Source organism: Streptomyces marokkonensis (assembly GCF_039539045.1).
Classification (GTDB): domain Bacteria; phylum Actinomycetota; class Actinomycetes; order Streptomycetales; family Streptomycetaceae; genus Streptomyces; species Streptomyces marokkonensis.
In genome coordinates this window covers 1-18756 of record NZ_BAABCQ010000108.1, presented here as the reverse complement: position 1 = coordinate 18756, position 18756 = coordinate 1, and the positions used below count along the sequence as shown (strand labels likewise).

The window sequence follows — 18756 nt, the reverse complement described above, 5'->3', positions numbered from 1 at the left end:
CCGGCACGCCCCGACCCGGCACGCCCCGACCCGGCACGCCCCGACCCGGCACGCCCCGACCCGGCACGCCGCCAAGCCGTACACCACCGACCCATCGCCCGCCACCCCTCGCGCTCACCGGCGCCGTCGCCGCCATCCGGACCGACCGTGGCCCATCCTGCCGTGCGCCCCCGCACTCCCGCGCCCTCGCGCGAAATCCCGGCAGCGGAACTCCGACAACGGAACTCGGCGACAGAACCCGGGCAGCAGAATTCGGGCAGCAGAACCCAGGAAACACAAAACCCCGACCGTATGACGGCCGGGGTCTGCTCAGGACCGGATGTCGGTCGTACTCACGAACCCGTGGGCACGGAGTCAGTCGCCTCCGTCCACAGATCCTGCTCGGCGCGATCCGCCTGGATCTGGCGGTACACGAGGAGCCCGCCGATGGCGGCCAGTGCGACCAGGAGAAGCTTCTTCACCGCGCGACCTCGTCTTTCCTTGACGTAAGGGACCTCTGGCGCCCGACTATACACACCGGCCGATACCGATCGGTTACCTGTGTCGGCGGCCAACTGACCGTCGTCAGAACCCGATAAGAGCGGACGAAGCCGTTCCGATCGGACGGTGATCACACCTCCACGGACGGTGACTTCGCCCACCTCTCTCCCGTCTTGGCACCTTTTTCGACCCCTTGCGTCCATCCGGGTGGTGTTCATCTGAACATCCACGCGCCACGGGCGTTGGTCCACCACATCGCGGTGCTCATACACATCATGAGGAAAGTACGCAAATCGCCCAACCCGAAAGTGAGGGGTCATGGCCCGGAACAAGGTCCTGACGCTGTGGACCACCATCGTCACCGCCTTCCTCGCGCTGTGCACGGCGCTCGGACTCGTCACGACGACCGCCTCGGCGGCCGTACCGCAGACCGGAACGCACAGCAACGCCGAAAGCGCCTCCCCCGAGGCCGCACCCGCGCCGGCGGTCCCCTGGTCCTGGTCGCGTACCGGCTCCCTGCCCCCCACGATGAAACAGCGCATTCGCGCAGAGGCCCACGGCAAGGCCCCCAGCTGCCGCAACCGCCCGCTCGCAGACGCCACCGCGGCCACCGACCTCCGGTGCGACGACCCCGCCGAGTCCCCGGCCCAGCACGCCGCCGCCCAGCACACCGCGCCTCTCCAGCGCTGAGCGGACCGGCGCGCACGGCCCCCGCCGCGCCGCCCACGCCCCGCCCCGACGTCACGGCGATCTGCGTACAGCACCACGCGCGAGAAACGGCCCGGCCGCTCGAGAGAGCAGCCGGGCCGCCGCCATGTCACCGGCGACCCCACCCCTCAGGACCGCTGCGAGAGCCGTAGCCTGGCCGGTAACCGGTGAGCCGGCGCAGGCCGACGCGCCGGCCCACTCGTCCGGAAAGGTGGAAACGCTGCCGTGAGCCGGCACATCGTCGTCATCACCGCCGTCCACGGCCCCTCGGCCCGCTTTCTGCCAGAGGCCCACGCGTCGTTGTGTGCGCAGCGGCTGCCCGACGGCTGGGAGTGGCGCTGGGTGATCCAGGAGGACGGGCGGACGGCGGGCGTACGGCCGCACGTGCCCGACGACCCACGCGTCGTCTACCGGCAGGGACGGCGGGAACGGCAGGGCGGGCCCGGCGTGGCCCGCACGATGGCCCTGTCCCACGCGGACGGCGAGTACGTGAAGATCCTCGACGCCGACGACCAGCTCCCGCCGGGCACCCTGGCCCGCGACCTGGCCGCCCTCGAGGCCGACCCGACGCTCGGATGGGCGACGTCCCGGGCCCTGGATCTCCTGCCGGACGCCTCGACGGTCGGCTTCCCGGGCGACCCGGACCACGGGCCGATCGAGCGCGGGCAGATACTCGACTTCTGGAAGGCGAACGCCTTCCGCGCCCAGGTCCACCCGGCGACCCTCCTGGTACGGCGCGATCTGCTGCTGGCGCTCGGCGGGTGGATGGCCCTGCCCGCGTCCGAGGACACCGGCCTGCTGCTGGCGCTGAACTGCGTGAGCCGGGGCTGGTTCTCCGCAGAGGTGGGCCTCCTCTACCGCAAGTGGGAGGGCCAGGTGACCGGCCAGGCGGCCCACGTGGACCCCGCCGAGCGGGATGCCCGGATGGCGGTGGTGGAGGCCAGGGCACGGTCGCTGGCATCCCTCGGGTGGCGTTTCCCGGCCGGCGCCTGAAGCTCGCGGCCCCGACCCTGAGCCGGGCGACGGTTGACGGAGTCAGGTCAGTGTCTCGGCGTCGACCCGGGAGAAGACCAGGTCACTCTCGGCCGTGACCGGCCCGCGCCATCGCACCGGGGGCCTGGGACCGCGGAGGGCGCTCGGATAGCTCCGCGGCGCGTAGTCGTTGGCCAGACGGTAGGTGTGGAAGCCGTGCCGGCGCATCGTATCGAGCAGCTCGTCGACGGAATCGCCCAGTTGCTCCATGCGCTGCGGAGTCACCTCCACAGCGATCTCCGCGTCGGGACGGAGCTCGTCGAGCATCGGGGCGAGCCCGCGGACGACACCGCCTTCCGCGCCCTCCACATCGATCTTGATCACACGCGCTCGCGCGATCTCGTCCGGCAGGAGGATCTCGGGCAGCGGACGTGCCTTCGTCTCGAAGGTGGACTCCGCCGGTCCGTCCCAGGGCACGATGCTGTTCGCGCCCATGTTCCGTGAGCTCGCGAGGACGAAGGTGAGAGTCCGGCGGCTGTCCGAGACCGCGGCGTTGACCGCGCGGATGTTGTCGCACCCGTTGATCCGGGCGTGCTGGAGCACCCGCCGGTGGAAGGCGGGGGACGCTTCGATCGACACCACCCGGCCCGTCGTCCCCACCAGCCGGGAGCCGTAGACGCTCAGAAAGCCGACGTTCGCACCGACGTCGACAAGGACGTCCCCGGCCCGGAGACGACTCGCGAGCCATCGCATCAGGTGCGGCTCCCACACGCCGTACAGATAGATGTACCGCTGGATCAGGTCCTGGGTGTCGACGGCGAACCTGGCGCCGAACCCGGCCCCGAACCGGGCGTCGACCACCCGTTGGCGGGGGTGGTCGCGCAGACGTGGGTTCAGGTAGCGCGCGGCGACGGCTCCCTTGAGCAGCGAGCCGGGAGCCTTCCTCACGTATCCGCGGGCGAGTGTGACGAGCAGGTCCGAAGGCGCTGACATCCTCGATTCCCCTCGGCCGCTCAGCGCTCCCCCGTGATGGTGATCGCGGCCGAGGGACACCCCTCGGCCGCCTCGCGCACCCGTGGTGCGTCGACATCGTTCTCACGTCCGGCTATCACGGCGCCCAGGCCGTCCACCTGGGTGAAGACGGACGGGGCCCGGTGGACGCAGTCGCCGGAGCCGTAGCACTGCTCGGGGTCGACGGAGATCCTCATACGCACTCCAGCGGCGGTCGGTTCGAAACCATCACGACCTGCCTGCCCGCGGACCGGTGCGCTGAATCCGTCCGGTCCCCGTCCGCCTGTTGGCGCGAAGGCCGGAAGATCGTCCAGTCGTCCTGCGGTCCGGTGATCGGCGACAGTTCGGGGACCGGACCGCGCCGACATGCTCCGGCACCGGTCCCTCCCCTCGTGGGGACCGCTGCCGAACCATGCCGGCGGCGTGTTGTACGCGGTACCGGGCCGGGTCGGTGAGGGCTGTGTCGGTGAAAGCTGACCGAGAACGTGCGGCCTCACGAGGCCGCCCCGTGGGCGCCGGGCCGCTGACCTGTCCGGGCGTCGCGCGGACGACTCGAGGCTGCGACGTGATCCTGCCACCTGCGGTCGCCGCCGAGGAGGCTCCGGCACCACGACCATGACGTAGCCGCAGGTCAGACATATAGAGTGAGTTTTCCGGTCCGGACGTCCAGGTGCGGGGGAAGTAAGGAGTGGAGACCTTGGGTTTCGACTCAGGGGCACGCACGGCCTTCGCAGAACGTCTCGCACTGCTGTACAAGGAAGCCGGCAACCCTCCCCTCAAACGCGTGTCCGAGGCGGTCGCCCGGCTTCAGCGGGTCGACGAGAGAGGCCGGCCCGTACGGGTCTCCGCACAGCGGATCAGCGACTGGCGGCGGGCCAGAAACGTACCCGCCCAGTTCGCCGCCCTCGCGGCGGTACTGCACGTCCTCGTCCCCCAGGCGCGGCGCGCGCGTCCCGTACCGGTCTCCCCGGGCCTGTACGACCTGGTCCAGTGGCAGCGCCTGTGGGAGCGGGCGGTGGCCGACCCGACCGGCGAACGCCCCGTGCCGTCCGCCGCGGACGAGGAACGCCTCCCGGCCGAGCCCCCGGCCGCCCCCGGCGGTGTCTGCCCCTACCGCGGGCTGGCCGCCTACCGTCAACAGGACGCCGGCTGGTTCTTCGGGCGGAGGCGGAGCACGGACGCCCTCGTCGACCAGCTCCGCGCCGCACAGGACACAGGCGGGCTGGTCATGCTCGTAGGCGCCTCGGGGGCGGGAAAATCATCTCTGCTGAACGCCGGTCTGGTGCCTGCCCTGCGTAACGGCGCACTGGACGAGGGACGCAACGAGAGCAACAGGAACAACGGGGAAAACAGGAACGGGGACAACCGGGACGACAGGTCCGACGGAACCGGCCGGCCCAGGAAAGTACTCCAGCTCGTACCGGGAGGCGATCCGCTCGGCGAGCTGGTCCGCCGGATCCCCGAACTCGCACCCGTCGTCGCCTCCATATCCACGGCCTCCACGGCCCCCACGGCCCCCACGTCCGCCGCAAAGGATGCGGCGGCGGTGGAGAACCCGGGAGCCGCGGACGCCGCGCGTGCGGCCCGGAAGGCCTTCACAGCATGGGCCCGCAGCAGAGAGAAGGCGTCGACGGCCGACACGCCGACGGCAGAGGCCACGACGGCGGACGCCACGTCAGCAGTGAACGACACGTCAGCAGCGAACCAGGCGTCGACGGCAGACAGGCTGTCGACGGCGGACCAGGTGCCGGCGGCCCGTCCGATCGTCATCGTGGACCAGTTCGAGGAGATCTTCACCCTCTGCCCCGACGAGTCGGCCCGGCGCGCCTTCATCCGGCTTCTCCAGGCCGCCTGCGTGCCCGGCGACCGGGGAGAACCGGCGCCCGCGGTCGTCGCCCTCGGGATACGTGCCGACTTCTACGAGCAGTGCCTGCGTTATCCCGAGCTGGCCGACGCCCTGCAGCACCGGCACATGGTGCTCGGGCCGCTGACCACCGCGGAACTGCGCGAGGCCCTGACCGGACCGGCCAGGGCCGTGGGCATGGAACTCGAGCCGGGGCTGGCGGAGCTGATCATCCGCGAGGTGAGCACCGACGGACCGCGGGGGGCGCACGACGCGGGCGTGCTGCCGCTCCTGTCCCACGCCCTGCTCGCCACCTGGCAGCGCCGCAAGGCGGGCCGGCTGACGCTGGCCGGCTACCGCGCGGCCGGCGGAATCCAGGGAGCGGTGGCGGCGACCGCCGAGCGGGCCTGGTCGGGACTCGACCCGGCGGCACGCACGGCCGCGCGGCTGCTCCTGCTCAGGCTCGTCAGACTGAGCGAGGACACCCAGGCCACCAGGCGACGAGGCACCCTGCGCCGGCTGGCGGAGGAGTCGAGGGATCCCGGCAAGACGGAGGAGTCTCTCGAGGCGCTGGTCCGCGCCCGGCTGGTGACACTCGACGCGGACACCGTGGAGATCACCCATGAGGCGCTGCTCCACGCCTGGCCCCGCCTGCGCGAGTGGATCGACCGGGACCGCACCGGCAACCTGCTGCGCCAGCGGCTGGAGGAGGACGGCCGGGCCTGGGAGGAGTCGGACCGGGACGCCTCGCTGCTCTACCGGGGCTCCCGCCTGGAGCAGGCCCGCGGCTGGTCGGAGTCGGACGACGGCACCTTCCTGACCCGGAGCGCGGTGGAGTTCCTGGCCGCCGCGGTCAGGCTGCGCAGGCGCACCGTCCTGATCAGCCGTGCCGCGGTGTCGGCGCTGGTCGTCCTGGCGCTCGTGGCGGTCGGTTCGGCGGTGATCGCGTGGCAGCAGCGCAACGACGCGGTGTTCGAGCAGGTGGTCGCCGAGGCGGACCGCGTCCAGTACACGGACCCGTCGCTGTCGGCGCAGCTCGACCTGGCGGCGCACCGCCTGCGGCCGGACGACGAGGGCGTGCGCAACCGGCTGCTCTCGATCGTGAACGCGCCGCTGGCCACGCCGCTCCTCGGTCACACGGGCGCCGTCTACCTCACCTCTTTCAGCCCCGACGGACGGACCCTGGCGACGGCCAGTTACGACCGGACCGTACGGCTGTGGGACGTCTCGGACCCCGCCCGTCCGAAACAGCTGGGCGAGCCCCTCACCGGACACACGAGCTGGGTGAGTTCAGCGGTGTTCAGCCCGGACGGCCGCACCCTGGCCAGCGCCTCGGACGACGGCACGATCCGGCTCTGGGACATCGGCGACCCCAGCCGCCCGCGCCCGCTCGGCGCTCCGCTGGACGGCCGGGGCGGCACCGTGTACCTGCTCGCCTTCAGTCCGGACGGCCGCACTCTGGCCTCCGCCCACGACGACCGTGCCGTAAGGCTGTGGAACGTCGCCGACCCGCGGCGCCCGGAGGCGCTCGACGCCCTGACGGGCCCCACCGCGGCGGTGCGCTCGGTGGCGTTCAGCCCCGACGGCCGCACGCTGGCAGCCGGTGGGGACGACGACACGGTCAGACTCTGGAACGTGGCCGACCCGCGCCGCCCGGAACGGATCGGGGCGCCGCTGACGGGTCACACCGGCCTGGTGCACTCCGTGGCCTTCAGCCCCGACGGACGCACGCTCGCCAGTGGCAGCGCGGACGACACCGTCCGGCTGTGGGACGTGGCCGATCCGGGCCACGCGACACGGATCGGTTCACCGCTGAACGGCCATACCGGCCCCGTCTGGTCGGTGGCCTTCAGCCCCGACGGAGACAGGCTCGCCGCGGCCAGCGCGGACAGCACGGCCAGCCTGTGGAACGTCGACGACCCCGCCCACCCGTCGCAGATCGGTGTGCCCCTCGCCGGAAGCAGCGGGGAGATGTACGCCCTCGGTTTCAGCCCCGACGGTCGCACCCTCGCCACCGGCAGCGGCGACAGCAAGGTCCGCCTGTGGTCGATACCGACGTCGGACATGAACGGCCGCACCGGAGCGTTCCGTCCGGACGGACGCCTACTGGCCACGGCGGCACGCGACGGAAGAATCCGGCTGTGGGACGTGACCGACCCCGGCCGGCCCGTGTCACTGGGCGCACCCTTCAGACCGGGGGAGGGCGACATCCGGTCGCTCGTGTTCTCCCCGGACGGCGACACCCTCGCCGTGCTGACGGGAAGCCGCGCGGTCCAACTGTGGAACGTCACGGACCCTGCCCGGCCCACCGCCCACGGGCTCCCCGTGGCACTGCGCACCCGCTACGCGGGCCCCGACACTCTGGCGTTCAGCCCGGACGGCCGCACGCTGGCCACGGCGTACGACGACCGCACCGTCCAGCTGTGGAACACCACCGACCCGTCCCGCCCCCGCCCGCTCGGCAAGCCCCTCACCGGCCACACGGGATACGTCAACACCCTCGCCTTCAGCCCGGACGGCCATACGCTGGCCAGCGGCAGCGCGGACGACACCGTGCGGCTCTGGGACGTGACCGACCCCCACCACGCCACGCGCCTCGGCGCGCCCCGTACCGGGCACCTGGGACCCGTCAACGCGCTCGCCTACAGTCCGGACGGCCATACGCTGGCCAGCGGCAGCGACGACGGCACGGTACGGCTCTGGGACGTCGGTGACGGTGACGGCGCGGCCCGGCCGGTCTCCGTCCTCACGGGGCACACCGACTCGGTGATGTCCCTGACCTACCGCCGGGACGGCGCCACCCTGGCCAGCGGCTCCAACGACAACACGGTCCGGCTCTGGGACGTCCACGCGCCCGCCGAAGCCGCTCCCATCGGGGAGTCGATGAGCCCCAACGCCAAGACCGGCGGTTTCCTGTCCTTCAGCCCCGTGAGCCACCTGCTCGGGGTGTCCAGCGGCACGGACACCGTCCGGCTGTGGAACCTGGGTGTGGACGGCGCCATCGACCACATCTGCTCGTCCACCCGGGGTGTGCTGACCGAGGAGAAGTGGCACGAGTACCTGCCGCGCCTCTCGTACGAACCACCGTGCGATCAGTGAATGTCTCCCACCAGACACCCGGCCTTGTTAGCCTTGGCCACAGCCCGGCCGCTGGCGCATCCCCCGTCGCCAGCGGCCGGGCGTTTTCGTCTGTCGTTCCGTCTGTCGTTCCGTCTGCCGCCTCACCGGCTACGTCATCCGCCGTCGGGAATGACGAAGACCCTCGACCGGATCCGGCCGAGGGTCTTCTCGCTGGTGGGGCTAACAGGATTTGAACCTGTGGCCTCATCCTTATCAGGGATGCGCTCTAACCAACTGAGCTATAGCCCCGCCGCGCTCTGCGGTGCATGTCCCGCGCGCTGACTCCTGAAGATTAGCGCACGAGGCGGGCAGTCCCAAAATCGGTTGTCGCGAGGGTGCCGGGCGCCGCTCACTCGTCCTCGGCGAGCGTCAGCTCCACGCCGCCGACGAACCCGGCGGAGAGGTTGTAGATGAACGCGCCGAGCGTGGCCAGCGCCGTCGCGAGGACGACGTCGATGACCGCGATGACCGTCGTGAACAGCAGCACGTTGCTCAGCGACAGGAAGGACTGCAGGTCGAAGCCGTTGGACTCGTTCGAGCCGGTCGCCTCGGAGACCGTGCTGCCGACCGACGAGAAAACGCCCATGGCGTCCATGACCATCCACAGCACGGCGGACGCGACGATCGTGCAGATACCGAGCGCGATGGAGAGCAGGAAGCTGACCTTCATCACCGACCAGGGGTCGGCCTTCGACACGCGCAGGCGTGCCTTGCGAACGCGGGGCGTGGTGCGTGCGCCGGTGCGCGGGCGGCGCACGGCGGCGGAAGCGTTGCCTCCCTGGGTGCCCTGGCCGCCCTGCGTGCCCTGGCCGCCCTGGGTCTGGTAGGCCTGCGGCGGGTGGTACGGCCCGCCGGGCTGCTGGGGCTGCCGTTCTCCCGGCAGCGGCGAGGCCGTCGCTTGAGACTGCTGGCCTCGGGTGTCCGTCACAGTTCCCCCCTGGGATCCATGCGTCTTGGACGAGCTCGCCGGGTGCGAATCGGCCTCGCCGTCGTCGATCTTGCGCAGTTGAGTCGTGTGCGAATCCGTCGCACGCGCGGCGGAGCCACGGCCGCCGCCGCCCGTTTTCGTACCCCTGGAGGTACCGGCCGATCCGGCGCCCGTGGCTCCGCTCACGATGACTCTCTCCTCGTGCTACTCGGCCGAGGGCGCCTCACCCTCGTCCGTGCCGGTGGTCGCGGCACCTTCGGCGGTCTCGTCGACGACCACATCGCCGTCGACCTCCTCCGCCTCGCGTCCCGCCTCGGCGTTGCGTGCGATACCGACGACGGCATCGCGCTTGCCCAGATTGATCAGTTGAACGCCCATGGTGTCACGGCCCGTCTCCCTGACCCCGCTGACTCGCGTACGAATCACACCGCCCGAGAGTGTGATGGCGAGGATCTCGTCGTGCTCCTCGACCACCAGCGCGCCCACGAGCGATCCACGGTCCTCGACGATCTTGGCAGCTTTGATGCCGAGGCCGCCGCGGCCCTGGACCCGGTACTCGTCGACAGAGGTCCGCTTCGCGTAACCGCCGTCAGTGGCAGTGAACACGAACGTACCGGCTCGAACAACATTCATCGAGAGCAGTTCGTCCCCTTCGCGGAAACTCATGCCCTTTACGCCCGAGGTGGCACGGCCCATCGGACGCAGCGTGTCGTCCGAGGCGGTGAACCTGATCGACTGCGCCTTCCTGCTGATCAGCAGGAGATCGTCCTCGGCGGAGACCAGTTCCGCGCCGATCAGTTCATCGTCGGAACCGTCCGCCTGCTCACGCAGGTTGATGGCGATCACACCGCCCGAGCGCGGCGAGTCGTAGTCCTTCAGCGGCGTCTTCTTCACCAGGCCGGCCTTGGTGGCAAGGACCAGGTACGGCACCGCCTCGTAGTCACGGATCGCGCGGATCTGGGCGATCGACTCGTCCGGCTGGAAGGCGAGCAGGTTCGCCACGTGCTGACCGCGCGCTTCGCGGCCGGCGTCGGGCAGCTCGTAGGCCTTCGCACGGTAGACCCGGCCCTTGTTGGTGAAGAAGAGCAGCCAGTGGTGCGTGGTGGACACGAAGAAGTGGTTGACGATGTCGTCTTCCTTGAGCTTCGTGCCCCGTACGCCCTTGCCGCCGCGCTTCTGCGCCCGGTAGTCGTCGGTCTTGGTGCGCTTGATGTAACCGCCACGGGTGACCGTGACGACGATGTCCTCCTCGGCGATCAGGTCCTCGATGGACATGTCGCCCTCGTACGGGATCAGCTTGGTCTTGCGGTCGTCGCCGAACTTCTCGACGAGCGCGGCCAACTCCTCGCCGACGATCCCCCGCTGGCGGACCGGGGAGGCGAGGATCTCCCTGTACTGGGTGATCTTCGCCTGGAGCTCGTCGTGCTCCCGGACGATCTTCTGCCGCTCCAGGGCCGCCAGGCGGCGCAGCTGCATCTCCAGGATCGCGTTGGCCTGGATGTCGTCGATCTCCAGGAGGTCCATCAGGCCGCCGCGGGCGATCTCCACGGTGTCACTGCGCCGGATCAGCGCGATGACCTCGTCGATGGCGTCCAGGGCCTTCAGCAGGCCGCGCAGGATGTGCGCCCGCTCCTCGGCCTTGCGCAGACGGAACTTGGTGCGCCGGACGATGACCTCGATCTGGTGGTTCACCCAGTGTCGGATGAACGCGTCCAGGGAGAGGGTGCGTGGCACACCGTCGACCAGGGCCAGCATGTTGGCGCTGAAGTTCGACTGCAGGTCCGTGTGCTTGTACAGGTTGTTCAGGACGACCTTGGCGACCGCGTCCCGCTTGAGCACGATGACCAGGCGCTGGCCGGTGCGGGACGACGTCTCGTCACGGACGTCCGCGATGCCGCCGATCTTGCCGTCCTTCACCAGGTCGGCGATCTTCTGCGCGAGGTTGTCCGGGTTGGTCTGGTACGGCAGCTCCGTGACCACCAGGCACTGGCGGTTCTGGATCTCCTCGACCTCGACGACCGCGCGCATGGTGATCGAGCCGCGCCCGGTGCGGTAGGCCTCCTCGATGCCCGTGCGGCCCACCACCAGCGCGCCGGTCGGGAAGTCCGGGCCCTTGATGCGCTCGATGAGCGCGTCGAGCAGGTCCTCGTGCGAGGCCTCGTAGTTCTCCAGGTACCACTGGGCGCCGGCCGCGACCTCGCGCAGGTTGTGCGGCGGGATGTTGGTCGCCATGCCGACCGCGATACCGGCCGAGCCGTTGATCAGCAGGTTCGGGAAGCGGGCGGGCAGGACGGTCGGCTCCTGGGAGCGGCCGTCGTAGTTGTCCGTGAAGTCGACGGTCTCCTCGTCGATGTCACGGACCATCTCCATGGCCAGCGGTGCCATCTTGCACTCGGTGTACCGCATGGCCGCCGCCGGGTCGTTGCCCGGCGAACCGAAGTTGCCGTTGGAGTCGACGAGCGGCATGCGCATCGACCACGGCTGGGCGAGGCGCACCAGGGCGTCGTAGATGGAGCTGTCGCCGTGCGGGTGGTAGTTGCCCATCACGTCGCCGACGACGCGGGCGCACTTGTAGAAGCCGCGCTCGGGGCGGTAGCCGCCGTCGTACATGGCGTACAGCACGCGGCGATGGACGGGCTTGAGGCCGTCACGGACGTCGGGCAGCGCGCGCGAGACGATGACGGACATCGCGTAGTCGAGGTAGGAGCGCTGCATCTCCGTCTCGAGCCCCACGGGCTCGACACGCATGGCCAGGGCGTCGCCCTCGGGCGTCGTCACAGGAGTGTTCTCGTCGGTCATTGCTGGTGAAGGTCCTTCCTGGTGCGGTCAGCTGAGACCGACTCAGATGTCGAGGAAGCGGACGTCCTTGGCGTTGCGCTGGATGAACTGGCGCCGTGCCTCGACGTCCTCGCCCATCAGCACCGAGAACAGGTCGTCGGCCTGCGCGGCGTCGTCCAGCGTGACCTGGCCGAGGACGCGGTGCTCCTGGTCCATGGTCGTGATGCGCAGCTCCTCGGCGTTCATCTCGCCGAGGCCCTTGAAGCGCTGCACTGAATCCTCGCGGATGCGCTTGCCCGCGCCTCGGCCCATCTCGATCAGCGCGTCGCGCTCACGGTCGGAGTACGCGTACTCGAAGTCGTCCCGGCCCCACTTGATCTTGTAGAGCGGCGGGCGGGACAGGTACACGTGCCCGGCCTCGACCAGCGGCCGCATGAAGCGGAACAGGAAGGTCAGCAGCAGGGTGTTGATGTGCTGGCCGTCGACGTCGGCGTCCGCCATCAGGATGATCTTGTGATAGCGGAGCTTCTCGATGTCGAAGTCCTCGTGCACACCCGTGCCGAACGCGGAGATCATCGCCTGGATCTCCTGGTTCTGCAGGATCCGGTCGATGCGCGCCTTCTCGACGTTGAGGATCTTGCCGCGGATCGGGAGGATCGCCTGGTACTGCGGGTTCCGGCCGGACTTGGCCGAGCCGCCGGCGGAGTCGCCCTCGACGATGAAGATCTCGCACTTGATCGGGTCGTTCGACTGGCAGTCGGACAACTTGCCCGGCAGCGACGCCGTCTCCAGCAGGCCCTTGCGGCGGGTCAGGTCACGGGCCTTGCGGGCCGCCACGCGCGCGGTGGCCGCCTGGATGCCCTTGCGGATGATGTCCGCCGCCTCGTTCGGGTTGCGATCGAGCCAGTCGGCCAAGTGCTCGTAGACCACGCGCTGGACGAAGGTCTTGACCTCCGTGTTGCCCAGCTTGGTCTTGGTCTGGCCCTCGAACTGCGGCTCACCCAGCTTCACCGAGATGATCGCCGTCAGACCCTCGCGGATGTCGTCACCCGTGAGGTTGTCGTCCTTCTCGCGCAGCAGCCTCTTGTCGCGCGCGTACTTGTTGATGAGCGAGGTCAGCGCCGCACGGAAGCCCTCCTCGTGCGTACCGCCCTCGTGGGTGTGGATGATGTTGGCGAAGGAGTAGACGCCCTCGGTGTAGCCGCCGTTCCACTGCATCGCGATCTCGAGGGACAGGCTCCTGTCCTTGTCCTCGGCCTCGAGGTCGATGACTGTCGGGTGCACCAGCTCTCCCTTGCGGGAGTTGAGGTACTTCACGAAGTCGACGATGCCGCCCTCGTAGTGGTACGCGACGGTCTTGACCTCGTGCTTCTCGTCCTCGCCCGCCTCGTCCGCGCCGGCGGTGGCCTTCGCCGACTCGCGCTCGTCGGTGAGGTTGATCTTCAGGCCCTTGTTGAGGAAGGCCATCTCCTGGAAGCGCCGGGAGAGCGTCTCGAAGGAGTAGTCGGTGGTCTCGAAGATGTCGCTGTCGGCCCAGAAGGTGACCGACGTGCCGGTCTCCTCGGTGGCCTCGTGCCGGGCCAGCGGTGCCGTGGGGACACCCAGCTTGTAGTCCTGCGTCCAGCGGTGGCCGTCGGTCCTGACCTCCACGGTGACCTTCGTGGAAAGGGCGTTGACGACGGACACACCGACACCGTGCAGACCACCGGAGACCGCGTAGCCGCCTCCGCCGAACTTGCCGCCCGCGTGCAGCACGGTCAGCACGACCTCGACGGCGGGCTTGCCCTCCGAGGGGACGATGCCCACCGGGATGCCGCGGCCGTTGTCGACGACCCGGACACCGCCGTCGGCGAGGATCGTGACGTCGACCGTGTCCGCGTAGCCGGCCAGCGCCTCGTCGACGGAGTTGTCCACGACCTCCTGCACCAGGTGATGCAGGCCACGTTCACCGGTTGAGCCGATGTACATACCAGGTCGCTTGCGGACCGCGTCCAGACCCTCGAGGACGGTGATGGCACTGGCGTCGTACGAGGCGGGAGCCTCGCCGTTCGGGGTGCTCACCGCTTCGTTCACGCCGGTGTCGGTGGACGGGTTGTTCTCGTTGGGGTTGCCGGAATCGGCCACGAAGCGCCCTTTCTGGCACAGCACGAGCCGGGCTCGTCGGCGGATCGCCGGAGCGGCTGCGGCATGTTGCGTTGGTAAGCCTTGATCAGCGTTGCTCAGCTTGTCCCGGACGGTCCCCACGTTGGGGGCGGGATTGTCTTCCATTCTACCGGTAGCACTGACACCGATGGGGGTTTGCCGGTACCTGAGTCCGCATGTGCCGCCCTGAACGAGGCTCGTCCGACTCCCGATATGCGGATGGGGGCCTCAAGAGGCTCACAACGGCACTCAGCGCTTCGAGGCGTCAACCCTTGGCTACTTGGGAGTCAGATCGTGATCCGCAACTGTGTACGGTCGTGCGACGGAGGGTGCGCCGACGGGTCACACCTCTCATCACCCACCAATTCTGTGAGGTACATCACGCCCCCCTGAGGGGGCGTCAGAGCGTCCTCCGCGTCACCCGTAGGTGTCGCCCGGGCCCCGGCTGCCAGGGGCGCGCAGCGGCCCGTACCGACGCCCGGGACCGCCGGAACCACCGGGCCCCAGCACCTTGATCACCCGCACCGACCCGTGCCCGAGGTCCTCGTTGAGCCGGGCCACCAGCGTCGGCGCCAGCAACCGCAGATTCGTCGCCCAGGCCGTCGAATCACAGCGGACGACCAGCACCCGCTCGTCCTCGTCGTACCGCTCCGGCACGCAGTGATTCGCCACGTCCTCGCCGACGATCTGCGGCCATCGGCCCATCACCCCGCCCACCGCGGCCGGCGTCTCCCAGCCGCGCTCGGTGATCAGCCGGTTGATCGCCGGACCCAGCGCCATGGGGTCACGACCGTCGGCACGCGCCCCGGAGCGCAGGCCCCCACGCCGCGCCTGCTTCTTCTGCTGCGCCGCGTCCCCACGCGCGCGTGCCGCCTCCCGCGCCGCCCTCAGCGCCACCCGCGCGAGATCCACACCCGCCGGCGCCGGACCTTTGCCGTGTCCTTGGCCGCTTCCTTTATCGCTGCTGCCGCTGCTGCTGCTGCTGCCGCTGCCGCTGCCGCTGCCGCCGGGAGGCTTCCCTGGAGCCGGTCCGTCCGCGCTCATACGCGCTCCACCGCCCCCTCCGCCACCGCGAACCGCGCCCCCGCCAGCACACCCGGTACGTCGTCGTCGACCGCGGCCGTCACCAGCACCTGCTCACCCGGGGCCACCAGCTCGGCCAGCCGCTCCCGCCGCCGCGCGTCCAGCTCGGCGAAAACGTCGTCCAGGACGAGAACGGGCTCGTTGCCCTCCGCCCGCAGCAGGTCGAACGACGCGAGCCGCAGCGCCAACGCATACGACCAGGACTCGCCGTGGGAGGCGTACCCCTTCGCGGGCAGCGACCCGAGTTTGAGAAGCAGATCGTCCCGGTGCGGCCCCACCAGGGTGACGCCCCGCTCGATCTCCTGCTTGCGCACCTCGGCGAGCGCGACCATCAGCTGCTCGTGGAGATCCTCACGCGAGTGCGCCTCACCGGGCGCCGACGGCTTGTACTCCAGGGCGACGGGGCCCCCGCCCGGGGCCAGCTGCTCGTACGCCTTGTCCGCCAGCGGCTGCACCGCGGCGATCAGATCCAGCCGCTGCGCGAGCAGTTCGGCACCCACCCGCGCCAGATGCTGGTCCCATACGTCGAGCGTGGAAAGATCCATCGTGCGGCCGCCGTGGCGGCGGGCGAGCGCGGCCGACTTCAGCAGGGTGTTGCGCTGCTTGAGCACCCGGTCGTAGTCGGAACGCACCCCGGCCATGCGCGGCGAGCGGGCGGTGATCAGCTCGTCCAGGAAGCGGCGCCGCTCACCGGGGTCACCCTTCACCAGTGCGAGATCCTCGGGCGCGAACAGCACCGTACGCACGATGCCGAGCACATCCCGCGGCCTGACCTGCGAGGACCTGTTGATACGGGCACGGTTGGCACGGCCCGGGTTCAGCTCAAGCTCGATCAGCTGCTGCCGCTCTCCCTGCTTGACCTGAGCGCGGACCACCGCACGCTCGGCGCCCATGCGGACCAGGGGCGCGTCGGAGGAGACCCGGTGACTGCCGAGTGTGGCGAGATAGCCCACCGCCTCGACGAGATTCGTCTTGCCCTGCCCGTTCGGTCCGACGAAGGCGGTGACGCCCGGGTCCAGCGGGACCTCGACCCGGGCGTACGAACGGAAGTCGGCCAGCGACAGATGCGTGACGTGCATGGTCGTTCGCCGACCTCCCCAGCGTTCGGGTGTTGACCTTCAGGTGCAGACCTTCAGGTGCAGACCTTCGGGTGCCTACTTCTTCTCGACCGCGTGCCCGCCGAACTGATTGCGCAGCGCGGCGATCATCTTCATCTGCGGCGAGTCGTCCTGCCGGGACGCGAACCGCGCGAACAGCGACGCCGTGATCGCCGGCAGCGGCACCGCGTTGTCGATCGCGGCCTCCACAGTCCAGCGTCCCTCACCGGAGTCCTGCGCGTAGCCCCGGAGCCCGCCCAGGTGCTCGTCCTCGTCGAGCGCGTTTACCGCCAGGTCCAGCAGCCAGGAACGGATCACCGTGCCCTCCTGCCAGGACCGGAATACCTCGCGGACGTTCTCCACGGAGTCGACCTTCTCCAGCAGCTCCCAGCCCTCGGCGTAGGCCTGCATCATCGCGTACTCGATGCCGTTGTGAACCATCTTCGCGAAGTGGCCCGCGCCCACCTTGCCCGCGTGCACGGCGCCGAAGTCGCCCTCCGGCTTGAGGGCGTCGAAGACCGGCTGCACCTTGGCGACGTTCTCCGCGTCGCCGCCGTACATCAGCGCGTAGCCGTTCTCCAGGCCCCAGACGCCGCCGGAGACACCGCAGTCGACGAAGCCCACGCCCTTGGCCGCCAACTCCTCGGCGTGCTTCTCGTCGTCCGTCCAGCGGGAGTTCCCACCGTCCACGACGACGTCACCGGGCTCGAGCAGTTCACCGAGCCGGTCGACGGTGGCCTGGGTTGCCTCCCCGGCCGGAACCATGACCCACACCACCCGCGGGGCGCTGAGCTTGCCCACAAGCTCTTCCAGGCCGGGGACGTCGGCGAGGTCCGGATTGCGGTCGTATCCGACGACGGTGTGGCCCGCGCGGCGGATCCGCTCGCGCATGTTGCCGCCCATCTTGCCGAGGCCGACGAGACCAAGCTCCATCAGTTGCGTTCCTTAGGTGTGCGAGGTGGCGGGACGGCACGTCCTTACCCGCCGGATGCGTGCCGCGGCACTTTCGTACCCACGTCCGAGCCTAAACCCGGACGGCCGTGCACAGCTGTGGGCGTACGCGCTCATACGTACGCCCCCCACCTGCGGGTTTACCCACACCCTGTGGACGACCGTGTCCGATCGACGCCGGCCCCAAGGGCTCAGCCGCTCAGCCGCTCAGCCGCTCAGCCGCTCAGCCGCTCAGCCGCACCGGCATGATCAGGTACTTGTAGGCCTCGTCCGCCTCGGCGTCCACCGCGGGCCTGCCGCTGAGCAGCGCCGGCTTCGTGGACGTCGTGAAGGAAAGCTGCGCCACCGGAGAGTCGATCGCGCTCAGGCCGTCCAGCAGGAACGTCGGGTTGAAGGCGATCGAGATGTCGTCACCCTCCAGCTGGGCGTCGACCCTTTCCACGGCCTGGGCGTCGTCGCTGGAGCCGGCCTCCAGGATGAGCACACCCTGCTCGAAGCTGAGCCGCACCGGGGTGTTGCGCTCGGCGACCAGGGCCACGCGCTTGACGGCCTCCACGAAGGGGGCGGTCTCGATCACGGCGACGCTGTTGAACTCCGTCGGGAACAGCGTCTTGTACTTCGGGAGGTCACCCTCCAGCAGCCGCGTCGTCGTACGGCGGCCCGCGCCCTCGAAACCGATCAGACCCTCGCCCGCACCCGAGCCGGACAGCGCCAGGATCACCTGGTCGCCGCTGGTCAGCGCCTTGGCGGTGTCCTGGAGCGTCTTGGCGGGCACCAGGGCCACCGCGGAGATCTCCGGGTTCTCCGGCTTCCACAGGAACTCGCGGACCGCGAAGCGGTAGCGGTCGGTGGAGGCCAGCGTCACCGAGTCGCCCTCGATCTCGATACGCACGCCGGTCAGGACGGGCAGCGTGTCGTCACGGCCGGCGGCGATGGCCACCTGCTGCACGGCCGAGGCGAAGACCTCACCGGGGACCGTGCCCGTCGCCTCCGGCATCTGCGGCAGCGCCGGGTACTCCTCGACCGGAAGGGTGTGGAGGGTGAACCGCGAGGATCCGCAGACCACCGTCGCCCGTACACCGTCTGTGGAAATCTCCACGGGCCGGTTCGGGAGGGCTCGGGAGATGTCGGCGAGCAGACGGCCCGAGACGAGGACCGTGCCCTCCTCCTCGACCTCCGCCTCCACCGACACCCGCGCGGAGACCTCGTAGTCGAAGCTGGACAGGCTCAGCTGCCCCTCCTCGGCCTTCAGCAGCAGGCCCGCGAGGACCGGCGCCGGCGGACGGGCCGGGAGGCTTCGGGCCGCCCAGGCCACTGCCTCCGCGAGTACGTCGCGTTCCACCCGGATCTTCACTGTTGCCGCCTCCTGCTGTTGCCGGCGCTGCTCGCCCTGCCTGGCTTCCGTCGTCTGGGTCGGTGTCGTCGGTCCCGGTGAGGGGCGACACCGTGGACCAGTCTGACGCACCCCACTGACAGTAGGTGCCGTTCGGGGTCAAGTCGCGACGAGGGGCGGTCGGGCTCGAGAGGGCGAGTTGTGCACAGGGCCCGCTTCGAAACGGATTCCGCACTCTCTCTAGTCGCTAGTAGTAGTAGGGCCTGTGGATACCGTGGATAACCTCGTTTTCCCAGGTCAGAGCACGAAT

At 70.0% G+C, this 18756-nt stretch carries 13 protein-coding genes and 1 tRNA gene; 3 read left to right on the top strand and 11 right to left on the bottom strand.

The annotated features are described in order from the left end of the window. Nucleotides 1-332 precede the first annotated feature (332 nt). The gene (locus ABEA26_RS23875; protein ID WP_003999697.1) at nucleotides 333-461 is read right to left on the bottom strand and encodes a DLW-39 family protein; all 129 of its coding nucleotides are present in this window, start codon (nucleotides 459-461) and stop codon (nucleotides 333-335) included. 337 nt (nucleotides 462-798) lie between these two features. On the opposite strand from ABEA26_RS23875, the gene ABEA26_RS23870 reads away from it, so the two are divergent. Both ABEA26_RS23870 and ABEA26_RS23865 read left to right on the top strand, forming a co-directional pair. Further along, nucleotides 799-1170 (top strand): DUF6344 domain-containing protein, encoded by a 372-nt coding sequence (locus ABEA26_RS23870; RefSeq protein ID WP_345595339.1) that lies wholly within the window; start codon nucleotides 799-801, stop codon nucleotides 1168-1170. Between the two features lie 243 nt (nucleotides 1171-1413). After that, the gene (locus ABEA26_RS23865; protein ID WP_345595338.1) at nucleotides 1414-2181 is read left to right on the top strand and encodes a glycosyltransferase family 2 protein; all 768 of its coding nucleotides are present in this window, start codon (nucleotides 1414-1416) and stop codon (nucleotides 2179-2181) included. A gap of 42 nt (nucleotides 2182-2223) precedes the next feature. On the opposite strand, the gene ABEA26_RS23860 is transcribed toward ABEA26_RS23865, so the two are convergent. Together ABEA26_RS23860 and ABEA26_RS23855 are read right to left on the bottom strand one after the other, a co-directional pair. Next, the gene (locus ABEA26_RS23860; protein ID WP_345595337.1) at nucleotides 2224-3153 is read right to left on the bottom strand and encodes an FkbM family methyltransferase; all 930 of its coding nucleotides are present in this window, start codon (nucleotides 3151-3153) and stop codon (nucleotides 2224-2226) included. A 20-nt stretch (nucleotides 3154-3173) separates the two neighbouring features. Next, nucleotides 3174-3368 carry a ferredoxin gene (locus ABEA26_RS23855; protein WP_345595335.1) on the bottom strand — a complete coding sequence of 65 codons (195 nt, stop codon included), beginning with the start codon at nucleotides 3366-3368 and terminating at the stop codon, nucleotides 3174-3176. 491 nt (nucleotides 3369-3859) lie between these two features. Here ABEA26_RS23855 and ABEA26_RS23850 point away from each other — a divergent pair, with 491 nt between their 5' ends. Beyond that, nucleotides 3860-8113, top strand: coding sequence for an nSTAND1 domain-containing NTPase (locus ABEA26_RS23850; protein WP_345595334.1), 4254 nt, complete (start codon nucleotides 3860-3862; stop codon nucleotides 8111-8113). Between the two features lie 193 nt (nucleotides 8114-8306). On the opposite strand, the gene ABEA26_RS23845 is transcribed toward ABEA26_RS23850, so the two are convergent. The 8 genes from ABEA26_RS23845 to dnaN all read right to left on the bottom strand — a co-directional run bounded on the left by ABEA26_RS23845 (nucleotide 8307) and on the right by dnaN (nucleotide 18467). Continuing rightward, nucleotides 8307-8383: transfer RNA gene (locus ABEA26_RS23845), tRNA-Ile, on the bottom strand. Nucleotides 8384-8483: 100 nt separating this feature from the next. Beyond that, nucleotides 8484-9248 (bottom strand): DUF3566 domain-containing protein, encoded by a 765-nt coding sequence (locus ABEA26_RS23840; protein WP_345595332.1) that lies wholly within the window; start codon nucleotides 9246-9248, stop codon nucleotides 8484-8486. Between the two features lie 18 nt (nucleotides 9249-9266). Beyond that, nucleotides 9267-11861, bottom strand: coding sequence for a DNA gyrase subunit A (gene gyrA / locus ABEA26_RS23835; protein ID WP_345595330.1), 2595 nt, complete (start codon nucleotides 11859-11861; stop codon nucleotides 9267-9269). A gap of 42 nt (nucleotides 11862-11903) precedes the next feature. Next, nucleotides 11904-13964, bottom strand: a complete 2061-nt coding sequence (gene gyrB, locus ABEA26_RS23830) for a DNA topoisomerase (ATP-hydrolyzing) subunit B (RefSeq protein WP_345595328.1) — start codon at nucleotides 13962-13964, stop codon at nucleotides 11904-11906. 435 nt (nucleotides 13965-14399) lie between these two features. Then, the gene (locus tag ABEA26_RS23825; RefSeq protein WP_345595326.1) at nucleotides 14400-15026 is read right to left on the bottom strand and encodes a DciA family protein; all 627 of its coding nucleotides are present in this window, start codon (nucleotides 15024-15026) and stop codon (nucleotides 14400-14402) included. Then, on the bottom strand, nucleotides 15023-16144 hold the full coding sequence (gene recF, locus ABEA26_RS23820) for a DNA replication/repair protein RecF (RefSeq protein WP_345595324.1): 1122 nt from the start codon (nucleotides 16142-16144) through the stop codon (nucleotides 15023-15025). Before recF ends, ABEA26_RS23825 begins: the two co-directional genes overlap by 4 nt. A 75-nt stretch (nucleotides 16145-16219) precedes the next feature. Next, nucleotides 16220-17095 carry a phosphogluconate dehydrogenase (NAD(+)-dependent, decarboxylating) gene (gene gnd, locus ABEA26_RS23815; RefSeq protein ID WP_345595323.1) on the bottom strand — a complete coding sequence of 292 codons (876 nt, stop codon included), beginning with the start codon at nucleotides 17093-17095 and terminating at the stop codon, nucleotides 16220-16222. A gap of 241 nt (nucleotides 17096-17336) precedes the next feature. Next, entirely contained in the window at nucleotides 17337-18467 is a 1131-nt protein-coding gene (dnaN, locus tag ABEA26_RS23810) for a DNA polymerase III subunit beta (RefSeq protein WP_345595321.1), read from the bottom strand. Nucleotides 18468-18756 lie beyond the last annotated feature (289 nt).

Bases quoted from the DNA above. Each gene is read 5' to 3' on its own strand.
- ABEA26_RS23870 (WP_345595339.1), top strand. From the start codon at position 799: ATGGCCCGGAACAAGGTCCTGACGCTGTGGACCACCATCGTCACCGCC.
- ABEA26_RS23860 (WP_345595337.1), bottom strand. From the start codon at position 3,153: ATGTCAGCGCCTTCGGACCTGCTCGTCACACTCGCCCGCGGATACGTG.
- ABEA26_RS23855 (WP_345595335.1), bottom strand. From the start codon at position 3,368: ATGAGGATCTCCGTCGACCCCGAGCAGTGCTACGGCTCCGGCGACTGC.
- gyrA (WP_345595330.1), bottom strand. From the start codon at position 11,861: ATGACCGACGAGAACACTCCTGTGACGACGCCCGAGGGCGACGCCCTG.
- ABEA26_RS23825 (WP_345595326.1), bottom strand. From the start codon at position 15,026: ATGAGCGCGGACGGACCGGCTCCAGGGAAGCCTCCCGGCGGCAGCGGC.
- recF (WP_345595324.1), bottom strand. From the start codon at position 16,144: ATGCACGTCACGCATCTGTCGCTGGCCGACTTCCGTTCGTACGCCCGG.
- gnd (WP_345595323.1), bottom strand. From the start codon at position 17,095: ATGGAGCTTGGTCTCGTCGGCCTCGGCAAGATGGGCGGCAACATGCGC.